This is a genomic window from Arthrobacter sp. H35-D1, assembly GCF_030063185.1.
Taxonomy (GTDB): Bacteria; Actinomycetota; Actinomycetes; order Actinomycetales; family Micrococcaceae; genus Specibacter.
Genome location: NZ_JASISP010000001.1, coordinates 402,290 through 422,754, shown reverse-complemented (window position 1 = coordinate 422,754; position 20,465 = coordinate 402,290). Strand labels below are relative to the sequence as shown.

21 protein-coding genes are annotated in these 20,465 nt (G+C 62.4%); 12 read left to right on the top strand and 9 right to left on the bottom strand.

Annotation, left to right across the window (positions count from 1 at the left end):
* Together QMG25_RS01985 and QMG25_RS01980 are read left to right on the top strand one after the other, a co-directional pair.
* Complete coding sequence (locus QMG25_RS01985; protein ID WP_283456754.1) at window positions 1-609, top strand: hypothetical protein; 609 nt, start codon at window positions 1-3, stop codon at window positions 607-609.
* A gap of 71 nt (window positions 610-680) precedes the next feature.
* Window positions 681-1,037, top strand: a complete 357-nt coding sequence (locus QMG25_RS01980; protein ID WP_283456752.1) for a hypothetical protein — start codon at window positions 681-683, stop codon at window positions 1,035-1,037.
* 33 nt (window positions 1,038-1,070) lie between these two features.
* Here QMG25_RS01980 and QMG25_RS01975 read toward each other — a convergent pair whose 3' ends face one another.
* Window positions 1,071-2,147, bottom strand: a complete 1,077-nt coding sequence (locus QMG25_RS01975; RefSeq protein ID WP_283456750.1) for an N-acetylglucosamine kinase — start codon at window positions 2,145-2,147, stop codon at window positions 1,071-1,073.
* Between the two features lie 92 nt (window positions 2,148-2,239).
* Here QMG25_RS01975 and QMG25_RS01970 point away from each other — a divergent pair, with 92 nt between their 5' ends.
* The 5 genes from QMG25_RS01970 (at window position 2,240) to QMG25_RS01950 (ending at window position 7,390) form a co-directional block, all read left to right on the top strand.
* Entirely contained in the window at window positions 2,240-3,211 is a 972-nt protein-coding gene (locus QMG25_RS01970) for a MurR/RpiR family transcriptional regulator (RefSeq protein ID WP_283456748.1), read from the top strand.
* On the top strand, window positions 3,195-3,968 hold the full coding sequence (locus QMG25_RS01965; protein WP_283456746.1) for a sugar isomerase domain-containing protein: 774 nt from the start codon (window positions 3,195-3,197) through the stop codon (window positions 3,966-3,968). The genes QMG25_RS01970 and QMG25_RS01965 overlap by 17 nt, the downstream gene beginning before the upstream one ends.
* Before the next feature lie 112 nt (window positions 3,969-4,080).
* On the top strand, window positions 4,081-5,505 hold the full coding sequence (ngcE, locus tag QMG25_RS01960; protein ID WP_283456744.1) for an N-acetylglucosamine/diacetylchitobiose ABC transporter substrate-binding protein: 1,425 nt from the start codon (window positions 4,081-4,083) through the stop codon (window positions 5,503-5,505).
* A gap of 92 nt (window positions 5,506-5,597) precedes the next feature.
* Window positions 5,598-6,497: a carbohydrate ABC transporter permease gene (locus QMG25_RS01955; protein ID WP_502866335.1), complete on the top strand. Its 900-nt coding sequence runs from the start codon at window positions 5,598-5,600 to the stop codon at window positions 6,495-6,497.
* 101 nt (window positions 6,498-6,598) lie between these two features.
* On the top strand, window positions 6,599-7,390 hold the full coding sequence (locus tag QMG25_RS01950) for a carbohydrate ABC transporter permease (protein WP_283457361.1): 792 nt from the start codon (window positions 6,599-6,601) through the stop codon (window positions 7,388-7,390).
* Between the two features lie 80 nt (window positions 7,391-7,470).
* Here QMG25_RS01950 and QMG25_RS01945 read toward each other — a convergent pair whose 3' ends face one another.
* The gene (locus QMG25_RS01945; protein ID WP_283456740.1) at window positions 7,471-8,058 is read right to left on the bottom strand and encodes a CGNR zinc finger domain-containing protein; all 588 of its coding nucleotides are present in this window, start codon (window positions 8,056-8,058) and stop codon (window positions 7,471-7,473) included.
* A 72-nt stretch (window positions 8,059-8,130) separates the two neighbouring features.
* On the opposite strand from QMG25_RS01945, the gene QMG25_RS01940 reads away from it, so the two are divergent.
* A complete protein-coding gene (locus QMG25_RS01940) occupies window positions 8,131-9,234 on the top strand; it encodes an EamA family transporter (protein ID WP_283456738.1) in 1,104 nt (367 codons plus the stop codon).
* Here the strand turns inward: QMG25_RS01940 and QMG25_RS01935 are convergent.
* From QMG25_RS01935 to QMG25_RS01925, 3 genes are read right to left on the bottom strand one after another with little or no spacing between them, the layout of a single operon-like run.
* Window positions 9,208-11,529 carry a heavy metal translocating P-type ATPase gene (locus QMG25_RS01935; protein WP_283456736.1) on the bottom strand — a complete coding sequence of 774 codons (2,322 nt, stop codon included), beginning with the start codon at window positions 11,527-11,529 and terminating at the stop codon, window positions 9,208-9,210. The genes QMG25_RS01940 and QMG25_RS01935 overlap by 27 nt on opposite strands.
* Before the next feature lie 18 nt (window positions 11,530-11,547).
* Entirely contained in the window at window positions 11,548-11,775 is a 228-nt protein-coding gene (locus QMG25_RS01930; RefSeq protein ID WP_283456734.1) for a heavy-metal-associated domain-containing protein, read from the bottom strand.
* A 4-nt stretch (window positions 11,776-11,779) separates the two neighbouring features.
* On the bottom strand, window positions 11,780-12,094 hold the full coding sequence (locus tag QMG25_RS01925) for a metal-sensitive transcriptional regulator (RefSeq protein ID WP_283456732.1): 315 nt from the start codon (window positions 12,092-12,094) through the stop codon (window positions 11,780-11,782).
* Between the two features lie 133 nt (window positions 12,095-12,227).
* Here QMG25_RS01925 and QMG25_RS01920 point away from each other — a divergent pair, with 133 nt between their 5' ends.
* Window positions 12,228-13,346, top strand: a complete 1,119-nt coding sequence (locus QMG25_RS01920; protein ID WP_283456731.1) for a WD40/YVTN/BNR-like repeat-containing protein — start codon at window positions 12,228-12,230, stop codon at window positions 13,344-13,346.
* A 25-nt stretch (window positions 13,347-13,371) separates the two neighbouring features.
* On the top strand, window positions 13,372-13,662 hold the full coding sequence (locus tag QMG25_RS01915; RefSeq protein WP_283456729.1) for a MoaD/ThiS family protein: 291 nt from the start codon (window positions 13,372-13,374) through the stop codon (window positions 13,660-13,662).
* A 28-nt stretch (window positions 13,663-13,690) separates the two neighbouring features.
* Here the strand turns inward: QMG25_RS01915 and QMG25_RS01910 are convergent, their stop codons facing one another.
* From QMG25_RS01910 to QMG25_RS01895, 4 genes are read right to left on the bottom strand one after another with little or no spacing between them, the layout of a single operon-like run.
* Window positions 13,691-14,728: an NAD(P)-dependent alcohol dehydrogenase gene (locus QMG25_RS01910; protein WP_283456727.1), complete on the bottom strand. Its 1,038-nt coding sequence runs from the start codon at window positions 14,726-14,728 to the stop codon at window positions 13,691-13,693.
* 3 nt (window positions 14,729-14,731) lie between these two features.
* Window positions 14,732-15,616 (bottom strand): carbohydrate ABC transporter permease, encoded by an 885-nt coding sequence (locus tag QMG25_RS01905; protein ID WP_502866326.1) that lies wholly within the window; start codon window positions 15,614-15,616, stop codon window positions 14,732-14,734.
* Window positions 15,617-15,619: 3 nt separating this feature from the next.
* The gene (locus tag QMG25_RS01900; RefSeq protein WP_283456726.1) at window positions 15,620-16,567 is read right to left on the bottom strand and encodes a carbohydrate ABC transporter permease; all 948 of its coding nucleotides are present in this window, start codon (window positions 16,565-16,567) and stop codon (window positions 15,620-15,622) included.
* The gene (locus QMG25_RS01895) at window positions 16,567-17,967 is read right to left on the bottom strand and encodes an ABC transporter substrate-binding protein (protein ID WP_283456724.1); all 1,401 of its coding nucleotides are present in this window, start codon (window positions 17,965-17,967) and stop codon (window positions 16,567-16,569) included. Before QMG25_RS01895 ends, QMG25_RS01900 begins: the two co-directional genes overlap by 1 nt.
* Before the next feature lie 127 nt (window positions 17,968-18,094).
* On the opposite strand from QMG25_RS01895, the gene QMG25_RS01890 reads away from it, so the two are divergent.
* On the top strand, window positions 18,095-19,048 hold the full coding sequence (locus tag QMG25_RS01890; protein ID WP_283456722.1) for a sugar-binding transcriptional regulator: 954 nt from the start codon (window positions 18,095-18,097) through the stop codon (window positions 19,046-19,048).
* Window positions 19,045-20,451, top strand: a complete 1,407-nt coding sequence (gene xylB / locus QMG25_RS01885) for a xylulokinase (protein ID WP_283456720.1) — start codon at window positions 19,045-19,047, stop codon at window positions 20,449-20,451. Before QMG25_RS01890 ends, xylB begins: the two co-directional genes overlap by 4 nt.
* Window positions 20,452-20,465 lie beyond the last annotated feature (14 nt).

Sequence of the window (20,465 nt, the reverse complement as noted above, 5' to 3'; positions counted from 1 at the left end):
GTGAGTGAAACTGCGCTGCCCCAGTCAAACAATGCCCGCGCCGTCGCGCCCGGCATCCCTGCGTTGTGGCAGCCCGTGCTGCTGCGGGCTGTTGTGACGCTGGCCTTTGGTCTGGTCACGGTCTTCTGGGCCGAGCCCGGGGTGCTGGGCCTGTGTATTGGCTTCGCCGGCTACTTCCTGGCCCTGGCAGCCACCCAGTACTGGGTGGTGCGAACGCTCGAATTGCCTCGCGGGCATCGTGGCAGGTTGGTGCTTCTCGGCGCCGCGGGCTTCCTCGCCATGAGCGGTGTCGTGGTGGCAATTTCTGCCACCACCGTGGTTGCAGCCTGGCTTGGCGGGGCCGCCCTTGCCTTGATGGGCGCCGCGGAACTGTTCGCCGCCCTGGGCAAGTCGGCAGCAGAGACGAAGGCCAAGCTCGCTTTGCGCAGCGACTGGATCATCTCCGGATTTCTTGGACTTGGCACTGGAATCCTGTTGCCGTTCTTTGCCGGCGTGGGTCCCCACGCGTTGATCGGCGTCAGCGGCGGCGGGGCTTTGATGATTGGCGCACTTTGGGCATTGTCGGCCCTCACCTTGCATCATGACGGCACCAAGGTAAAAGCCCAGTAAACTGAAACCGTATGTTCTACTTTGCGTAGAAACCATGGTGCTCAAACACCTAACAAGCAAAAGGATCAATTGTGGGCAGTGTAGAGCCGCAGAACCCGAATTCGGGTAATTCCATCAAGTTCCCCCTTGGTTTCTCCGGTGCCCTAGCCGCAGTTGCCGGCCTTGTCACGCTTGTGGTTTCTGCCGGCGGGACGGTGCACGGGCTGCGCTGGGACCTGGCCGCCATCGCCTTTGGCATTGTCTTCGTTGTGAGCTTGCTGCTGTCCTCGCTGCTCGTCATGGGACACAAGGAAAACGAAGAGTACCTCAGCGAAGGTTCGGGCGTTAACCGCCGTTCGGCCGACCGCCTCAAGCAGATCAAGTTGGACCAGGCGGCCGACGGCGGAGCCGCAGGGAAAGTGGACGACGGCGAAACCCCGTCCCGCTAATCCGCCCGCGCCCGCTGGAACGTCCGCGCGGGATCAGCCGCGTATTGCTGCCAAACTGTCCTGAATTCGGGCAAAGACCGCTTCATCCACCGCAATGCCGTGGCGCTTAAGCACCAATACGGCCGAACCGACCACGCCATCTTCCACCAGAACTGGTGCAATCGCGGTTGTGGCAACTGCATCCCCTTCACGTGCCGTCGCCGCCAACGCGTTCACCACGGCTTGGGCCACCGTGCCACCCTTGGTGAGCACGCTGCCTCCGAACACCAGCGGCAACGCCGCAACCGGCGCAGCTCGCATAGCCCCTGAAGTGCCATCAGTTCCTGTTCCGCCGGCCACCACTTCACCGGCTCCAAAGCCTTGACTGACCGCTAGCAGTGTCTGTGCCAGTGCCTTGGCTGCCCGCTGAACAATATCCTTCGCGACGGCATCGTCCTGGACAGCAAAAACCAAGGGAGCGAACCGGGAGAGCTCTATGGAGCCGTGTTCGTAGACTTTGGCGATCAGTTGCTGTTGGGCCCGCACCCGCCCCTGCACGAGTGCTTGGGGCCGGGCGTCAATCCCCAGCTCGGCAAGCAACAATTCGGTGAGCCCCGTTGCTTGGCCGCGGCCGTCAAGGGCTGCCGCCACAGCCCGTGCCACTTCTCTGCCAAGCCAGAATCCGGAGCCTTCGTCGCCGAGCAGCCACCCCGTGCCGTCTGCGACAGCCGCCAGCCGGCTCCCGCTGATACGTGCTCCCACTGCTCCGGTCCCAGCTATCAGAGCGAAACCATCATCATGATAGCTTCCAGAGTAAAAGGCCGCCAATAAATCAGATTCGATCATTGCGTTTCCCGTGAGACCCAACATCTCGAAGCTGTCACGGTACAAATGGGTCGGCAGCTCAAGCGATGCACCGGCCATGGCGACGAGAACGCCGGAGATGGTCCGGGGGGTGCCTTCCAGGGCCATGGATGAAGCACGCGTGAGGGCCTCAAGAGCGGGTCCAAATCCGCGGGAAACCGGGTTTCCGCCACCGGCTGTCCCATAGCCGCGGCAAGCTCCCGTGGAGTCAAGGAAGACCGCCCTGGTGGACGTTCCGCCGGCATCAATTGCAAGGTAATTTTGCATCGTTATCATTCCGTGTCTGGGTGTGACTTGACTTACAGCCGTGGTGATAATAGTTTTCAATGTGTAGTCACCGAAAAGAAATGGATTTTCACATGTCACCCTTTACGACTCCTGTAGTAGCGGCAACGGCCGCTGGTGTCGTGAACCGCATTCAGGCCAAACTACCTGATATGCCGACGGCCATGGCAAAAATCGGTTCTTACCTACTGGAACACCCCCAGGCACCGCTGGAACTGTCCATCATGGAGCTGGCGGAACAAACAAAAACGTCTCCGGCAACTGTCACACGTTTTTGCCGCCTGCTCGGCTATGCCGGTTACGTGCCTTTCCGCGTGAGCATCGCCTCGGACCTGGGGCGCAGCGATGCGCGCGAGTCGTGGAAGGCTGACATTGGGCGCGCCTTTGGGCCCGACGACTCGCCACGCGACGTGTTGAGCACGCTTGTCAACGCCCATACGCGCTCCCTGGAGGAAACCGCGGCGGTGATGGACCTGGCCTTGATGAACAAGATTGCCCGCCGCATTGCCATGAGTTCCCACGTGGACATCTATGGCATCGGCGGCAGTGCCGTCATGGCCAAGGAGCTTCAGTCGCGCCTGTATAGGATCGGCATTAACGCCCATCATTGGTCGGAGGTCCATGCCGGTCTGACAAGTGCTGCCATTCAGGACTCCGGCACAGTGGCCATCGGTATTTCCAACACCGGCCGAACTGAAGAAACTCTCCAAATGCTCCGCGAGGCCGGAGAAGCCGGGGCGCTGACGGTGGCATTGAGCAACAACCCAGGCTCACCGTTGGCGGAAAGCGCCGATGCTTCCATCATCACTTCCGTCCATGAGCAATTCCTGCAACCGGACGACCTCTCCGCCAAGCATGTGCAGCTGCTTGTGCTTGATTTGATCTATTTGCTGGTGGCCCAGGTGAATTTTGCCAAGACCACCTCGAAGCTTGCGGCTTCAGCCATGGCAGTCTCCCCGCACAGGCGCCCCACTCGGGCTGCACGCTTGGAAGTGGGCGGCCACAGGGGGAACCGCAGCACAGGAAAGGGTGAGGGCCATTTCTAATTCCGTTACAAATTTCAGCCTTGAAGTTTCCGCCCGGCTGGAAGCCATTACGACGTGGGCGGTTGCCGGCGGTGTCGATGAGGCTGCTGCCGCCATGGCCGACGCGTTGGCCAAGGGTGGTGTCATTCAAGCCTTTGGTACCGGCCATTCCGAGGCTTTTGCCATGGAAATCGCGGGCCGCGCTGGCGGGCTGATTCCGACGAGCAAAATTGCCCTGCGCGACCTTGTGCTCCATGGCGATCGGGACGTTGCCGTATTGGACTCTCTTGAGGGCTCCATTCTGGAGCGCGAGCCAGGCGTAGCCGAGGAACTTTTCAACCTCTCAGTGGTTGACCCGCGGGACATCTTCATCATTTCCTCTAATTCAGGGGTGAATGGCGCAATAGTCGGCCTGGCCCTGGCAGCCAAGGAGCGTGGCCACACGGTTATTGCCGTCACCAGTCTGCAGCACACCAATGCTGTTGAGCCCAAGCACCCAAGTGGGATGCGGCTCAGCGAGATAGCAGATATTGTTATCGATAACATGGCGCCGTATGGCGACACGACAATGGAAATTTCCGGCGGAGGAGGTGTTGGTGCTGTTTCATCGATCACGGGCGCATACATTGCGCAGCTGCTCACCATTGAGACAGTCCAGAGCCTGATCCGTGCGGGGAAAAAGCCGCCCATCTATATTTCGGCAAATATCCCGGGCGGGGACGAACACAACACCGCATTGGTGGGCCAGTATGTTGGCCGGCTAAGGCGAGAGGCGTGATTCCGGCAGAACACACGCTGAAGTCGGCCGAATGAAATGCAGTAGCAGCACCATTTAGTACAAGGTAGTACCGAATTAGCGCTCGTACCATCAATGGAAGGCAGTATTTAGAATGAGTATTCAGAACAAGCCGTTGCAGCGTCGTGGATTCCTCCGCGGGGCCCTGGCCACAGCAGTACTTTTGCCCATGGGTGGCGCACTTGCTTCCTGTGCAGGCGGCGGAGATTCCGCAGACAAGTCGGCAGCCCCGGCCGGTGACGTCGACCCCACGAAAAACCCGTTTGGTGTTGCCAAGACCGGCGCACTTGACGCAGTGATCTTCAAGGGCGGATACGGCATCGACTACGTTGACTTCGCCGGAGCCATCTTCACGAAGAACTTCCCCGACGTTTCGGTCAAGATCAGCCCCTCGACGGATATCGCCCAGGAAATGCAGCCCCGCTTCGTCGGTGGCACGCCTCCGGACCTGATCGACAACTCCGGTGCCAAGGCCATGGGCTTCAGCGGTATCCTTGATCAGCTGGAAGACCTCACCTCCGTCACCGAGGCCAACAACCTCGAGGGCACCAAGATCTCCGACACGCTGTTCGACGGCGTCTTGGCACCGGGCACCTTCGGTGGCAAGGTGGCCGCCATCAACTACGTGCTGACTGTCTATGCAATGTGGTACTCCGCCAGCCTGTTCAAGGAAAATGGCTGGACACCCCCCACTACGTGGGAAGAAGCACTGGCTCTCGGCGCCAAGGCCAAGGAAAAGAGCAAGGACCTGTACCTGTTCGCCTGGGGCAAGGAAGCTGCCACGTACTACCAGGAAATGGCCATCGCCTCAGCGATCAAGGAAGGCGGCGACGACGTCCGGCTGGCTCTTGAGAACCTCAAGCCCGACGCCTGGTCGAACCCGGCCATCCAGAGCGTCTTCACTGCCATGGAGAAAGCGGTCAAGGCAGGCTACTTCAAGCCCGGTGGTTCCGGCACCGTCTTCACGGCGGCACAGGCTCAGTGGTCCAACGACCAGACGGCATTGCTGTACCCGTCGGGTTCCTGGATTGAGAACGAGATGAAGGACCTAACCAAGAAGGGCTTCGAGATGACGGGTGCTGCCGTACCGGTTGTCTCCGACAGCCCGAAGCTGCCCCAGACGGGCCTGCACTCAGCAGCCGGTGAGCCCTTCATTGTTCCCTCCAAAGGCGTCAATGTGGCCGCGGGCAAGGAATTGCTGCGCACCATGCTCTCCAAGGAAGCTGCCACCAACTTCGCCAAAACCAAGCTGGCTCCGACAGTTGTCAAGGGCACTGTCCCGGCCGACGGCTTCGGTTCCACAGCACTTGTCTCGCAGACGGACTTGCTTGATGCTGCCGGCAAGGACATCTTCACCTGGAACTTCATCGACCTGTACGGCATGAACGCCGACATGCTTGTCCCGTGGAACTCCTTCCTCGATGGCAAGATCGATGTTGCCGCCCTCACCAAGGCCCTGCAGGAGATCACGGACAAGGTAGCCAAGAACGACTCCGTCGAGAAGATTGAAGTGAAGTGACACACGCAACAAACGAAGTGAAGTCGGGCGGTGGCGCTGTCGCCACCGCCCGGCGGCGCCGGAAAAAACTGACATTCGACAAGGTCAGCTTCATGGCAGTCTTCCTGGGACTGCCGTTGGTGATCTATCTGGTCTTCGTGATCTCGCCTTTCGCCCAGGCAATTTACTACTCGATGACCAGCTGGAGCGGCTTCGACAACAACATGCCGTTCGTAGGGCTTGGCAACTACGTCAAGCTGTTCAATGACGACATCTTTATGATCTCCATCCGCAACAGCATCATTTTGGTCATCTTTCTGCCGATCATTACCATTGTTTTGAGTCTCATCCTCGCTACCCTGGTGACCATTGGCGGCAGCAGCCGCGGGCAGATCAAGGGACTCAAGGGTGCGGGCTTCTACCGGATCATCTCCTTCTTCCCGTATGTGATCCCGGCGGTGGTTATAGGCATCATTTGGGCCCAAATTTACACTCCCGATAACGGCTTGCTCAACGGCATCTTGACCGGGATTGGGCTTGACGGGTTTAAGGACTATCCGTGGCTTGGCGACGCGCGCACGGCCATGGTTGCTTCGATGGTGGTGATGGTGTGGGGCTTTGTGGGCTTCTACATGATCTTGTTCATCGCAGCGATCAAGGGCATTCCCGCCGAAACCTATGAAGCCGCACGCATTGACGGTGCCGGCCGTTTCCGGACGGCAATGAGCATCACCATTCCGTTGATTCGCGACAACATCCAGACGGCCTACGTGTACATGGGCATTTTGGCGTTGGACGCCTTCGTTTACATGTCCGTGTTGAACTCCACGGGTGGACCGCAGAACTCAACGCTGGTCATGTCGCAGAAACTGTTCAGCACTGCCTTCTCCAAGCAACAGTTCGGCCTTGCCTGTGCCATGGGCGTGGTTTTGGCAGCAATTACATTGGCTTTCTCGGCACTGGTATTTCTGGTGAACCGGATCACCGGCGGCAGCAAGGATGTGGCTGAATAATGTCACTTGATACTTCAAGGAAATCGGCCCCAGCGGGCCACGTCGAACGCAAAGGCGAGGATACCAAGAGCGACAAGGTAGTGGCCGGCGTTTCACACGTCATGCTCAGCCTGTGGGCGCTGATGGTGCTCATTCCCCTCGCCTGGACCTTGTTGTCGTCCTTCAAGACGACCAAGGAAATTTTAATCTCACCCTTCTCACTTCCGGCGGACTGGAAGTTTGACAACTACGTCAGTGCATGGAACACCGCAGGCATTGGGCTGTACTTCTTCAACACTGTCATTGTGGTGGGCTTCGCCCTGGTCATCGTCATGGTGCTGGGGGCCATGTGTGCGTATGTCCTGGCCCGCTACGTGTTCCCGGGTTCGCGCGCCATCTATTACCTGATGCTCGCCGGCCTGACGTTCCCGATCTTCCTGGCCATCGTGCCGCTGTTCTTCATCCTCAAGAACATCGGCCTGCTCAACACGCTGCCCGGCCTGATCATCGTCTACGTGTCGTTCGCTCTCCCCTTCACGGTGTTCTTCCTGTTCTCCTTCTTCAAGGCGCTCCCCAAGGAGATTGCGGAAGCTGCACAGATTGACGGTGCCGGTGAATGGCGCACCTTCTTCCAGGTCATGCTGCCCATGGCCAAGCCGGGAATGGCCTCCGTTGCCATCTTCAACTTCCTGGGCTTGTGGAACCAGTACCTGATTCCCGTGGCCATCAACACCAATCCGGAGAACTACGTGCTTTCGCAGGGCATTGCGGCCTTCGCCGGCCAGCAAGGCTATGCTGTGGACTTTGGTTCGCTGTTTGCCGCGGCGATCATTGTGGTTGTTCCTGTTTTGATCATGTACATCCTGTTCCAGCGCCAGCTCCAGGGCTCGGTGTCCGCAGGAACCATGAAGTAGACTCGCACTTCCCAAATCGAAAGGGGAGCAGTTGCCAATGTTTTTATAAAACATTGGCAACTGCTCCCCTTTCGATTTTCCTAAGGGTGGCCCGCGCTGCCCAGGCCTGATTGACGACGGCGATAGGCGGCCACGTGGGCACGGTTGCCGCAGTTGCCGGTGTCGCAATACCGTCGGGAGCGGTTTTTGGACAGGTCGATGACCATGGCGCAGCAATCCGGGGCCGCGCAAACCTTCAGTCGTCCCAGTTCCTTGGCGCGGATGACGTCGACAAGGGCCATGGCGGCCTCGACGCCCATGCGCTGCGCGAGGGGAGCGGCAGGTGCGGTGGCATGCAGGTGCCAGTCCCACTGGTCGTGCTTGACCAGCTGCGGCAGTGCCTGTGCCCGGGCCAGAAGTTCGTTGACAGTGGCCGCGGCAGTGTCCTCGTCGGCGCTGAAGATGCTGCGCATTTCGGCACGCATGTCGCGCACCGCCGCGACCTCGGCGGCTGAATGTTCGCGTGAGCCGGTGAATTCCTCACGCACCACAAATTCGTCGAGTTGGGCCACAGTTTCCATTGAGTCCGGCCCTGTTGGTGTCCCGTCGGCGGACACTGTGCTCGGTGCCGTGTTGATGAGGTTGACGGCGGACAGCAGAGCCACCTCTGTGTCATGACTAAAGATCATATTGACTCCTGACATTCCTCGGGCGTAGTGTCACTAGTCTAACGCCGATCACTGCTGACATACGGAACATCCATGACCACTGCAAAACACCCATCCCTCGCGCCCGCTGCCGGAACGCGGAAGTCGATGCCCTCCTCGGCCCTCCTGCTCGCGTTCGTCTCGGCAGCCGCCTTTGCCTTGTCCGGGCCCTTTGCCAAGTCCCTTTTCGACATCGGCTGGTCCCCCGGGGCTGCTGTCGCCGTGCGCATAGGCGGCGGCGCCGTCGTTTTGTTAATTCCCGTCCTCGTCACCCTCGTCAGGCGCTGGTCGGAGGTCAAAGGGTCGCTGGGACGCATAGCCATTTACGGCATCGTGCCGATCGCCCTGTGCCAGCTGTTTTACTTCAATGCCGTACAGCACCTGTCCGTAGGGGTGGCGTTGCTGCTGGAATACCTCTCGCCGGTGCTGCTTGTGGGCTGGGTATGGCTGAGCACCCGCCAGAAACCGCGGATACTGACAGTGGTCGGTGCCATCAGCGCCATGACAGGGCTGGTGTTGGTGCTTGATCTGGCCGGAAGCCAGGAGGTCAGTGTCGAAGGGATCTTGTGGGGGTTGGCGGCGGCGGTGTGCTCGGCCGTCTACTTTGTGATGTCCTCCCGGTCAGGGGACAACGTCCCGCCGATCCTCATGGCCGGCGGGGGAATGGTGGCGGGGGCTGCGATGATCATCGGGCTGGGCGTGACGGGCCTGCTGCCCATGGCCTTTGCGTTTGGCAGTCCTGTTTTCGCCGGCGTGCAGGTGCATTGGCTGGTTCCCGTGCTGGGGCTTGTGCTGATCACCACGGTGCTTTCCTATCTGGTGGGCATCATTTCCACGCGCGGGCTCGGGTCCAAGGTGGCCTCCTTTGTGGCCTTGTTCGAGGTTCTTTTTGCCGTCATCTGGGCCTGGCTGCTGCTTGGCGAGCTGCCCCGCGCCATTCAGCTGATGGGCGGGGTGGCCATCATGTTTGGCGTGGTCCTTGTCAGGCTGGACGAGCTGCGCGGGTGGCCGCGGCGCGGGGAGGCGTACGCCGTTGACCTTGACGCCGCTGGTCCCGCCTCCGCCGGCCCCGCCTCCGCCGGCCCCGCCTCCGCCGGCCCCGCCGCCGCTGGTCCCGAGCCGGTGCTGGAACTACCTGCCGAAGCGCCGCAGCCGTAGCGAGTTTGCCACCACAAGCACCGAGCTGGCGGCCATGGCTGCTCCGGCGATCATCGGGTTGAGCAGGCCCAGCGCGGCCACGGGAATGCCTATCGCGTTGTAGAAGAAGGCCCAGAACAAGTTCACCTTGATGGTCCCCAGCGTTTTGCGCGAGAGGGCAATGGCCGTGGCCACCTGGGCCAGGTCGTTGCCCATGACCGTCAGGTCGGCTGCTTGGATGGCAACGTCAGTGCCCGAGCCCATGGCGATTCCGAGGTCGGCCTGCGCCAGGGCGGCAGCGTCGTTCACGCCGTCACCGGCCATGGCCACGGTGGCCCCGCCTGCCTGCAAGGCCACGACGGCGTCGACCTTGCCTTGGGGCAGCACCTCCGACTGGACATCCTCGGCGGCAATTCCGACTGCTGCAGCCACCTGGCTTGCCACGGCAGCGTTGTCGCCCGTGAGCAGGATGGGCCGCAGGCCGAGCTCCTTGAGCTTGGCAATGGCCGCCTTGGACCCTTCCTTGATGGTGTCCTTGAGCGCGATGAGCCCGGCGGCCTCGCCGTCCACGGCCACCCAGATGGCAGTGGTTCCGCGTTGTTCCTGCTCAGCCAGGGCGGCCATGGCCTCGGGGGTCAGCGGGACGTGGTTTTCTTCCAACCAGCCGGCGCGACCGGCCAGAACCGTGCGACCGTCGACGGTGGCCCGCACGCCGCCGCCGGGAGCGGAGGTGAACTCGGAAACCTCAGGCAAAGTCCCTGCCTCGCGGGCGTGGGCTGTGATGGCATGGGCGATGGGATGTTCGCTGTGGGACTCCACAGCCCCTGCCAAGCGCAGGATGTCCTCCGCCGGCACCTGGGCGAGGGGTACGACGTCGACCACGCTCAGCCTGCCCTCGGTGACGGTGCCAGTCTTGTCCAGCAGGATGGTGTCAACGGTGCGCGTGTCCTCGAGGACCTGCGGGCCCTTGATGAGGATGCCCAGTTGGGCGGCGCGGCCGGTGCCTGTCAGGAGGCCGACGGGCGTGGCCAGACCCAGTGCGCAGGGGCAGGCGATGATCAAAACGGCGACGGCGGCCGTGAACGCGGACTGGAGGTCGGCGGACCCGATCACCGGCAGGCTGAAGAGCAGCCAGAGGCCGAACGTCAGCACGGCAATGACTAAGACGATCGGCACGAAGACTGCGCTGATCCGATCGGCCAAGCGGGCGATGGGCGCCTTGCCGGCCTGCGCGGAGCTGACAAGCCGGCCCATCTGGGCGAGCGTGGTTTCGCTGCCGACGCGGGTGGCCCGGACCAGGAGGCGCCCGGAGGTGTTAATGGTGGCGCCGGTGACAGTGCTGTCCACCGTGACGTCGACGGGCACTGATTCGCCGGTGATGAGCGAGGTGTCAACGGCGGACGTGCCATCGACGACCACGCCGTCGGTGGCAACCTTTTCCCCCGGGCGGACCACGAATATTTCATCCACGGCAAGCTCTGCCGCCGGGATCTTGACCTCGTCGCCGTTGCGCAGCACTGTTGCTTCCTTGGCGCCAAGATTCAGCAGCGCCTTGAGGGCGTCGCCCGCCTTGGACTTCGCTTTCGCTTCGAGATAGCGGCCCAGCAGCAGGAATGTCACCACCACGGAGGAGACTTCAAAGTACAGCGGGGCGTGGCCCTCCATGGCACTGCCGTGGGCCGTCAACGTCGGATCCAGGACCAGGGTGACGGTGGAGAACAAAAATGCGGCGCTGACACCGATGGAGACCAAGGTGTCCATGGTGGACGCGAAGTGGCGGGCGTTGATGGCTGCCGCGCGGTGGAAAGGCCAAGCGCACCAAGTGACAACAGGCAGGGTCAAGACGCCCACAACCCAGCCCCACTGGGGGAACTGCAGAACGGGGAACATGGAGAAGAGAAAGACCGGAATGGTCAAGATGGCTGCCGCGAGCAGGCGTGGGAGCAGCGTGGCCGCGGTGCCTCCGTGCGCCATGTGGTTCTGCTCCGTGTCCGCGTCGTCTGCGTCGTTGGGGCTCTCCTTCGCAGCATCCGGGTGGGACGCGGGCGAGGACCGGGTTTCGGCGTCGTGCTTCAAGGTGGCTGCGTAGCCGGTGGCCTTGACGGTGTCGAGGATTTGCTGGTCGCTAATGCCGGCGGGGGCCGTGACCAGCGCCGATTCCAGCGGGAGGTTCACGGAAGCGCTAACGCCTGCGAGTTTGCCCAGCTTGCGTTCAACCCGGCTCACGCAAGAGGCACAGGTCATGCCCTCGATGTCGATTTCGACAATGCGGGGGCCCGAGTCGGTGGTTTGGGACAAAATCTCTGCTGCGCTCATGGCACTCCTTAGGGTGGGTTAGGCGTTGTTGGCGACGACGAGGTAGCCGGCTTCTGCAACAGCTTCGCCGATTTCGGCCGGGTCAAGCGTCAGGGTTGAGGTGATGGCAACTTCGGATATTCCGCCCTCGTTGAGTTCCACAAAGACGTTTTCCACGCCCTTGAGTCCGCTCAATTCCTCTGTGACGGCGTTGACGCAATGGCCGCAGGTCATGCCCGAGACGTTGATGGTGGTGGTTTTGCTCATGGCGCTAGCTCCTCAGCAGGCGGGAAATGGCAGCGGTGGCTTCAGTGACCTTCTCCGCAACGATCTCCGGGTTGCCGGTGGTTTGGGATTCGTTGGCGGCCCCAACCACGCAATGGGCAATGTGGTCCTCGAGCAGGCCGATGCTGACGGCGTGCAGGGCCTTGTTGACGGCGGCCATCTGGGTGAGGACGTCGATGCAGTACTTGTCCTCTTCAATCATTCGGGCAATGCCGCGCACCTGACCTTCGGCGCGCTTGAGGCGTCGCAGGAAGGCAAGCTTGTCCTCCGAATAACCGTGGGTGTTCTCTTCTTCGTTCATGCTTCCAGCGTATACCCCCATGGGGTATACGTAAAATGTGGAGCTGGAAGGAGCGTCACGGCGGGGCCGGGTGCGGATGTTACCGGCGGGTTACCTCTTGAAGCTCAGTGGTGGGTGTGGTCGAATTCATTGCATGACAAACAACGAAGCGAAACCGCAGGGGAGAGGCACGACGTTGCTGGCGGTGGGCACCAAGAAGGGGCTCTGGCTGGGAACCAGCACGGATCGTTCCAACTTCACCTTTACCGGACCGCACTTTCTCATGCATGAAATCCCCAGCATCGGCATCGACGCCAGAGATGGCCGCACCCGAATTTTGGTGGGTCTGCGCAGCGAACACTGGGGCCCCACCGTGGCGCACTCGGACGACCTTGGCACCACTTGGCAGGAACCAGACCAGGGCGCCATCAGCTTCCCCTCGGACACGGGGGCGGCTTTGGAGCGAGTATGGCAAATACAGCCGGACAGTGAGGATCGCCCGGGTGTTGTGTGGGCCGGGTGTGAGCCCATTTCACTGTGGAAGTCCACCGACGGCGGTGAGCACTTCGAGCTCAACCGCGGACTCTGGGAACATCCGCACCGGTCCGAATGGGGTGCCGGATTCGGCGGCGCCGCTGCACACACCGTCCTGCCCAGTCCGGCAGATCCCAACACCATCCACGTCGCCATGAGCACTGGTGGTGTTTACCGCAGCACCGATGCGGGGGAGTCCTGGGAAGCGCGGAACAAGGGCATCGGCGCCTATTTCATGCCGGATCCGCTGCCGGAGTTTGGCCAATGTGTGCACAAGGTGGCCCGCGACCCCAACAACCCGGATGTCCTTTACGCCCAAAATCACCATGGCGTTTACCGCACCGACGACGCCGGCGACAGCTGGAAGTCCATCGCCGAAGGCCTTCCCACCGACTTTGGCTTTACCGTGCTGACCCATCCGAGCCGCTCGGACACCGCCTGGGTTGTTCCGATCATGGCCGACGGTGAGCGGATTCCGCCGCAGGGACAGCTGGCTGTCCACCGCACGGACGACGGCGGAAGGTCGTGGACACGGTTGGCCGACGGCGTGGTGGAACCCGACTACAACGTGGTGCTCAGGGATGCTGCCGCCGTTGACACCGCCGAACCGGCAGGGGTGTACTTCGGCACCCGGGGAGGCTCCGTCTATGCCAGCGCCAATGAAGGCGGGAGCTTCGCCGAGGTCCTCAGCCGCCTTCCGGACGTGCTCTGTGTCCGCGCTGCCGTCGTCGAACTTTAAGCGCATTGATCTTTATGGAGGAGCCATGACCGGCGAAGTGACGTTGCTGGTGCCGCGGCTGTTGCAGCCCTTGGTGGACGGCAGGGACGAACTGCGCCTCGACGTGGGCGCGGGTGCGTTGGTGAAGGAGCTCCTGGATGCCATTGGCACTGAGTTTCCCGTTTTTGAGCGCAGGCTCCGTGACGAAACCGGGGAGCTGCGCCGGTACGTGAACATCTACCTCGACGGCGAAGACGTGCGCAGGCTGGCCGGGCTGCAAACGAAAGCAGCCGCCGGCCAGGAACTGATGGTCATTCAGTCCGTGGCCGGTGGCTGAACACCGAGCGGGCAGGGCGAGGCCCTGGTCAGGGATGCACCACTGCCTTCAAGGCGCCGGGGTTGGCGCCTGCCAAAAGTGCAGCCTCGACACCGTCCAAGCCGTGCGTTGAGGTGACAAGTCCGTCCAAGTCGATCTGCCCGGAAGCAGCCAGGGCGATGGCGGTTGGCCACGTATTCGCATAACGGAATGTACCGGTGATCATGAGTTCGCGCCCCTGCACCAGCGGCACGGGCAGGGCAATGGTGTCCGTCCCCATGCCCACCATGACGCAGCGCCCGCGAGGGGCCAGCCGGGCCAAACCGTCAAGTATGGCCTGCTCCGCACCTGTCGCGTCGATGAACACGTCAAACTCCGCTTCCACGGGAGGCTGGTGGGCCGCCGTGAAAGTATGAGCGGCGCCGTACTTCTTGGCAACGGCCAAGCGTTCCGCCCGCACATCGGTCAAGCTGACCTCGGCTCCGGCCAATTGGGCCACCTTTGAAATAAGCAGCCCGATGGGGCCGGCGCCTGCCACCAGCACCTTGTCGCCAATCAGGATCTTGCCGGCGGACCGTGCGGCAAGGGCCACGCTGAGTGGTTCAAGCAGGGCGGCGGCGTCGTCCGAAAGGGAGTCCGGGACTGGATGGCAAAACGCGCCCGGATGCACGGCGTACTCGGAAAAAACGCCGTCGATGGGAGGGGTGGCGAAGAAGCGGACTCCCGGGTCCAGGTTGTAGCAACCTGCCAGCGTCTGCGCGGACAGCGGGTCCGGGATGCCCGGCTCCAGCGAGACGCGCTGACCCACAGCGCGGTCCGCAACGCCCTCGCCCAGCGAGACGATGACCCCTGCCGGTTCGTGGCCCAACACCAGCGGGGCGTCCACCACGTACGGGCCGATCCTGCCCTCCGTGTAGTAGTGGGTGTCCGAACCGCACACGCCCACGGACGTGATCCGCACCAGCACCTCCCCAGGGCCCGGCGTGGGGACCGGCCGCTGCTCGGTGCGCAGCTCGCCGCGTCGGACAAGCACCGAGCTCGTCATGGTTTCCGGAACGGACTCTCTTGATATTTGTTGTTCAGCCATGCCCTATTTCACCGCACCCATCGACAATCCGCGAACAAGTTGCTTTTGCGCCACCCAGCCGGCGATGACTACCGGCAGCGACGCCAGCACGGAAGCGGCGGACAGCTTGGCCAGGAACAGGCCCTCGCTTGTCATTTGCGAAACCAGGAACACTGGCACCGTGGCCGCGTTGGCGGCCGTGAGGTTCAGGGCGAAGAAGAACTCGTTCCAGGCGAAGATCACGCAGATCAGCGCAGTGGCGGCCAGCCCCGGCGTGACCATGGGCATCAAGATGGTGCGCAGGGTCTTGATCAGCCCGGCGCCGTCCATGGATGCCGCCTCGAGGACTTCTGCCGGAATTTCCTGGAAGAAGGAACGCATCATCCAGACAGCGATGGGAAGATTCATGGCCGTGTAGAGGATGATGAGGGTGCCAATGTTGTCCAGCACCTTGAGTTGGCCGGCGATCACATAGATGGGCATGATCACGGCCACCACGGGGAGCATCTTCGTTGAGATGAAGAAGAACAAGACATCCTGGGTCTTTTTCACCGGACGGATGCTTACGGCATAGGCGGCCGGCACGGCCAACAGGATCACCAGGACGGTCGAGACGCCCGTGGCGATCAGGGAGTTGAGGAAATACCCGCCGGCCCCGCCGGCAAGGACCGCCCCGAACTGTTCGAAGGTCGGAACAAAGAAGAACACCGGAGGGTTGGAAGCGGCAAGGGATTCGGGCTTGAAAGCCGTCATGACAAGCCAGATCACGGGGGAGAAAAAGATGAACGCAAGTAGCCACGTAACGGTGGTGATGCTGGAACCGGTGAAACGGCGTCGTGCTTCACGGGATTTTCGTTCGTCGGACTTTGTCGTCGGGGTAACGGGGGCAGGGGTGGTGGTGGTAGTCACGGCTTAGTCCTTTGCGTCAAAGCTGCGGAAGATCAGGCGGAGGGCGAAGGAGGCGATGATGATGGTGGCGATGACCACCACAACACCCATCGCGGCAGCCTGGCCAATGTCGAAGCCCAGAAAGGCCCGCTGGTAGATGTAGAACGGCAGGTTGGCGCTGGCTGTGCCCGGCCCGCCGGCGGTCATGAGGTAGATCTGGTCGAAGGTGTTCACCACGTAAATGGTGCCCAGGAGCACGCCGAGCTCAATGTAGCGGCGCAGCTGCGGCAGCGTGACCCAGAGGAACGTCTTGGTCCAGCCGGCACCGTCGATCTGCGCGGCCTCGAGGACGTCCTTGGGCTGGGACTGCAATCCGGCCAGCACCAGCAGCATGGTGAAGGGGGTCCATTGCCAAACCAGGGCCATGAGGATGGAGACGATGGGGTACGACGCCGTCCAGTCGACGGGCGGGATGCCCACCAGTGAGATGACCCAGTTCACCAGGCCGAAGCTCGGGTTGAGCATGGAGATGCTCCACAGGGTGGCGCCTGCCACCGGCATGATCAAGAACGGGGTGATGAGCATGGTCCGCACAACGCCCTGGCCGCGGAACTTGCGGTCGAGCATGAGGGCGAAGATGATGCCCAGGACCATGGCAAGGAACACGCAGCCGAGGGTGATGACGATGCTGTTCACGGCAGAGCTGCGGAACGTGGAGTCCATGAAGATGTCCACATAGTTTTGCAGCCCGGTGAACTGGTTGCCGTCGGGACGCAGCAGGTTCCAGTTGCGCAGCGAGTACCAGATGGTGACAAGGAAGGGCAGCTGCGTGACGATGATCGTGAAGATTAGCGCCGGGAGCAGCGGGCCGCGGCGGCGCCAGCCTTCGGCCTTGGACCTGCCGTCGCCGTCTTTGGGTTCTTTGCGGGCGTGTTGTTTAAGGTTGTGTCGATCAACCAGCGTGTTGGCCATTATTTGCCTCCTTCTTGGTATGACTTTGCAATGGGTTCGGCGTATTGCTGTGCCTGTTTCAAGGCCTCGTCAACTGACTTCTGCCCGGCAATGGCGGCAGAGATTTGCTGGCTGACCCGGGTGCCCAGATCTTGGAATTCCGGGATTCCCACAAACTGCAGTCCCGGGTACGGCACGGGGTTGACCATGCTGGTGGACTGCTTGGCGCTGTACATGGCGTCGAGCGTCGGCTTGGCGTAGGCCTTGGCGACTGCGGCGTATTCGGGTATCTCGTAGGTGGACTGGCGGCTGCCGGGCGGGACGCGTTCCCAGCCGATCTGGTTGCCCACCAACTTGATGTAGTCCTTGTTGGTCATCCAGGAGACGAAGTCCCAGGCGGCGTCCTTGTGTTCGCTGGTGCTGGGAATGGCCAGCGACCAGCTGTACAGCCACCCTGCGGCCTCGGTTTCCTTCACCGGCGCCGGTGCATACTGCGACTTTCCTGCGACGAGGGAAGAGGCGGGGTCCTCAATGCTGGAGACCATGGCCGTCGCGTCGTACCACATGGCCGCCTTGCCCTGGCTGTACCGGGTGATGCAATCTCCATAGCCGCTGGTTGCGGCGCCTGGCTGGCCGGCGTCGTGCAGCAAGTCGACATAGTCGGTGACTGCGGCCTTGACTTCGGGCGTGTTCAGCTTGGCGTTCCAGTCCGTGTCGAACCACTGGCCGCCGTAAGTGTTGATGACGGTGTCCAAGGGGGCCATGACCTCGCCCCAGCCGGCCAAGCCACGCAGGCAGATGCCGGCGAAGTCCTTGGCGGGGTCGTTGAGCTCGCGGGCAATTTCGCCAATCTCGTCCCAGGTGGGGTTCTTCGGCATGGTGATGCCGGCCTCCTTGAAAAGGTCCTCGCGGTAGACAAGGAAGGATGATTCGCCGTAGAACGGCACCGAGTACATGTCGCCCTCGTAGCTGAGTGCATCCTTGATGGTGGGGATGAAATCGCCTGTGTCATAGCCCTCGGTGGCATCGGCGAGGGGCTGGAGGTTGTCGATCCAGCCGTTCGCGGCCCACATTTCGGTTTCGTAGTTGGAGATCATGACGACGTCGAACTCGCCGCCGCCGGTGGCCACCGACGCCGTGATCTTGGCGCGGGCCTCGTTCTCTGGCAAGGTTACGAACTTGACGTCGACGCCGGGGTGCTTGGACTTGAAGTCGTCCTGAAGGGAGACGGCGTCCCTCATCTGGGGGTTCGCCACTATGGCGACCACGATGGTTTCCTGGTCGCCGCCGGCTGGTGCGCAGCCGCCCAAGGCAAGTGCGGCCGCCGCCGCCACGGCGAGCAGTTTGGTGGTACGGAGGCCTGTGCGGCTGCCAGCGCGGTCGGGATGCGCTGTCGGGGCGCGAAATGGGGGGAACTTCATTGGTCACTCTCAATCTCGATGCTCATTTGAGACTATGGATTCTGCTCATTTGTTAAGTGACTCTAGTCATATACACTCGTTTGAGCAAGGGTGATTGCTCAAAAGTTACAGTCAAGGAAGGCGCAACGTGCCGGAAATATCCCATGAGGAGCTGCTCGCCCGCATTGGGCAGGCCTATTACCTGGACAACCGCTCAAAGGTTGAGATTGCCACCGAACACGGAATCTCGAGGTTCCAAGTGGCTCGCTTCCTCGATGAGGCTCGTGCCGAAGGCATTGTCCACATTGAAATCCGACGTCCCGGGCGCGACGCGAAGATTGACGCCAAAGCGCTCGCCGCTTCCCTCGGCGTTCGGCGGGTGGTGGTCGTCAAGACCGTGGAGGACGACTTTCAGCAGCGCGACATGCAGGCCCAGGCCGTTGCAGAGGAAATCAAGCGCGAGGCACGCACAGGCATGACAGTCGGCATCTCCTGGTCACGGACCTTGGATCTGGCGGCTCGGCACGTGGCGGAGCTGCCCAAGTGCAACATTGTCCAGCTTGCCGGGGCACTGCCCGTGTCGGGAGGCGGCAACCCGTTGGAACTTGTCCAACGCTTGGGGCGTGCAGGTGGCGGGAGTACTTGGCCCATGTGGGCGCCGTTGGTGGTGGACAGTGCAGCCACGGCCTCCGGACTGCGGCGGCAACCGGAAATTGCCGAGGCCATGCGAAAAGCGGATTCCCTTGATCTTGCGGTTGTCGCCATTGGGGCCTGGGCGCCCAACCTGTCAACTGTGTGGGATCGCGTTGACAATGCAGTGCGCCAGGACGGTATCAACAAAGGGGCCGTTGCCGAATGCTCCGGCCGCCTAATCGCTGCAGGAGGCAAAACCGTGGTGAGCGAATTGGATGCACGGGTCCTTTCCGTCACCGTTGAACAACTCCAACGCACCCCAAAGGTCATCGCGGTGGCGCAGGATGCAGAGCGTGCGGACGCCGTTAGAGCGTGCCTTGCGGCGGGAATTGTCCACACACTCGTCGCGGATGAGTCGCTGGCGAAGGAATTGCAGTCACATTCGCGCAACAAGGGGGTGTCGGCATGAGCGCGGACCTGGTGGTGGGAGTCGACTCGTCCACGCAGTCCTGCAAAGTAGTGGCGGTGGACTTGGCCACGGGTTCCCGGATCGCCACCGGCTCCGCGGCACACCCGGACGGCACCTCCATCAACCCGCACCTCTGGACCGCGGCATTGGCCGAGGCGTGGACCGTTGCGGGCATTCCATCCTTGGGGGAGCGGGTTGCCGGGGTGGCCGTTGCCGCCCAGCAGCATGGCATGGTGGGCGTCGACGAAGCCAACGAGCCCGTCCATGACGCGTTGCTGTGGAACGACGTGCGCAGCGCGGAAGAGGCAGCCCTCATGGTTGCAGAACTGGGCGCGGAAGCGTGGGTGGACACGGTCAATGTGCTCCCCGTGGCCTCGTTTACGCTGACCAAGCTGGCGTGGCTGGCCCGGCACCGGCCCGAAGCAGCGGCCAGGCTGAAGACCGTGGGGCTGCCGCACGACTGGCTGAACCTGCAACTGTCGGGTGCGTGGAGCACCGACCGCAGCGATGCCACCGGCACGGCCTACTTTGACCCGCTGGAGAACCAATACCGGCCCGAATTGCTAGAGCGATTCTTTGGCCGGGTCCCCTCGCTGCCGCCCGTGCTGGCACCCAACGCAAGCGCCGGAAAGCTCCTGCCAGGTTGGGGAGGAAATGCCGCCGTCGTCGGTGCAGGCATGGGCGACAACGCAGGCGCAGCATTGGGGCTGGAACTGGCGCCCGGGGAGATCGTTGTCTCGATTGGTACGTCGGGAACGGTTTTTGCCGTCTCGGACGAGCCCGTGCACGATGCTTCCGGGCAGGTGGCAGGCTTCGCCGACGCCACGGGACGGCACCTGCCGCTGCTGGCCACGATCAATGCGGCCCGCGTGATGGTGGCCGGGGCCGCCATGCTCAATGTGGACTTGGCTGAATTCGACCGGCTCGCGCTCGCAGCCGCCCCTGATGCCGGCGGACTGACGCTGCTGCCCTATCTCGACGGCGAACGCACGCCGAACCTGCCCGATGCCACCGGGACCATGGTCGGTTTGTCCCGAGCCAACATGACTCCCGACAACCTGGCGCGGGCGTCAGTGCTGGCCGTGTTGAACTCGCTGGCCGATGGGCTTGCCGCCCTGGCCGCCCTGGGCGTTCCGGTGGAGCGGGTGCTGCTCATTGGAGGCGGTGCGAAGTCCCGGGCGCTCCGCGAGGCTGCGGCAACGGTGTTTGGCGTTCCCGTGGAAGTACCCGAACCGCGGGAATACGTGGCCCTGGGCGCTGCCCGGCAGGCAGCTTGGGCGGCCACCGGCGAGCTGCCGGTGTGGGGCCGGCGAATTGAGCAGTCCTATGTGCCGGAAGGCACGTGGGGCACAACGGTGCGCGAACGCTACATTGCGGCTCGCCAGGCGGTCTACGGGAGGTAGCTCTGCGGCCCACT

What these genes read in the sequence shown, in the direction of transcription:
- QMG25_RS01940 (WP_283456738.1), top strand. Translation starts at nt 8,131, where the DNA reads ATGACCACTGCAAAACACCCATCCCTCGCGCCCGCTGCCGGAACGCGG.
- xylB (WP_283456720.1), top strand. Translation starts at nt 19,045, where the DNA reads ATGAGCGCGGACCTGGTGGTGGGAGTCGACTCGTCCACGCAGTCCTGC.
- QMG25_RS01935 (WP_283456736.1), bottom strand. Translation starts at nt 11,529, where the DNA reads ATGAGCGCAGCAGAGATTTTGTCCCAAACCACCGACTCGGGCCCCCGC.
- QMG25_RS01955 (WP_502866335.1), top strand. Translation starts at nt 5,598, where the DNA reads ATGGCAGTCTTCCTGGGACTGCCGTTGGTGATCTATCTGGTCTTCGTG.
- QMG25_RS01925 (WP_283456732.1), bottom strand. Translation starts at nt 12,094, where the DNA reads ATGAACGAAGAAGAGAACACCCACGGTTATTCGGAGGACAAGCTTGCC.
- QMG25_RS01895 (WP_283456724.1), bottom strand. Translation starts at nt 17,967, where the DNA reads ATGAAGTTCCCCCCATTTCGCGCCCCGACAGCGCATCCCGACCGCGCT.
- QMG25_RS01945 (WP_283456740.1), bottom strand. Translation starts at nt 8,058, where the DNA reads ATGATCTTTAGTCATGACACAGAGGTGGCTCTGCTGTCCGCCGTCAAC.
- QMG25_RS01910 (WP_283456727.1), bottom strand. Translation starts at nt 14,728, where the DNA reads ATGGCTGAACAACAAATATCAAGAGAGTCCGTTCCGGAAACCATGACG.
- QMG25_RS01970 (WP_283456748.1), top strand. Translation starts at nt 2,240, where the DNA reads ATGTCACCCTTTACGACTCCTGTAGTAGCGGCAACGGCCGCTGGTGTC.
- ngcE (WP_283456744.1), top strand. Translation starts at nt 4,081, where the DNA reads ATGAGTATTCAGAACAAGCCGTTGCAGCGTCGTGGATTCCTCCGCGGG.
- QMG25_RS01900 (WP_283456726.1), bottom strand. Translation starts at nt 16,567, where the DNA reads ATGGCCAACACGCTGGTTGATCGACACAACCTTAAACAACACGCCCGC.
- QMG25_RS01915 (WP_283456729.1), top strand. Translation starts at nt 13,372, where the DNA reads ATGACCGGCGAAGTGACGTTGCTGGTGCCGCGGCTGTTGCAGCCCTTG.
- QMG25_RS01920 (WP_283456731.1), top strand. Translation starts at nt 12,228, where the DNA reads ATGACAAACAACGAAGCGAAACCGCAGGGGAGAGGCACGACGTTGCTG.
- QMG25_RS01950 (WP_283457361.1), top strand. Translation starts at nt 6,599, where the DNA reads ATGCTCAGCCTGTGGGCGCTGATGGTGCTCATTCCCCTCGCCTGGACC.
- QMG25_RS01975 (WP_283456750.1), bottom strand. Translation starts at nt 2,147, where the DNA reads ATGCAAAATTACCTTGCAATTGATGCCGGCGGAACGTCCACCAGGGCG.
- QMG25_RS01930 (WP_283456734.1), bottom strand. Translation starts at nt 11,775, where the DNA reads ATGAGCAAAACCACCACCATCAACGTCTCGGGCATGACCTGCGGCCAT.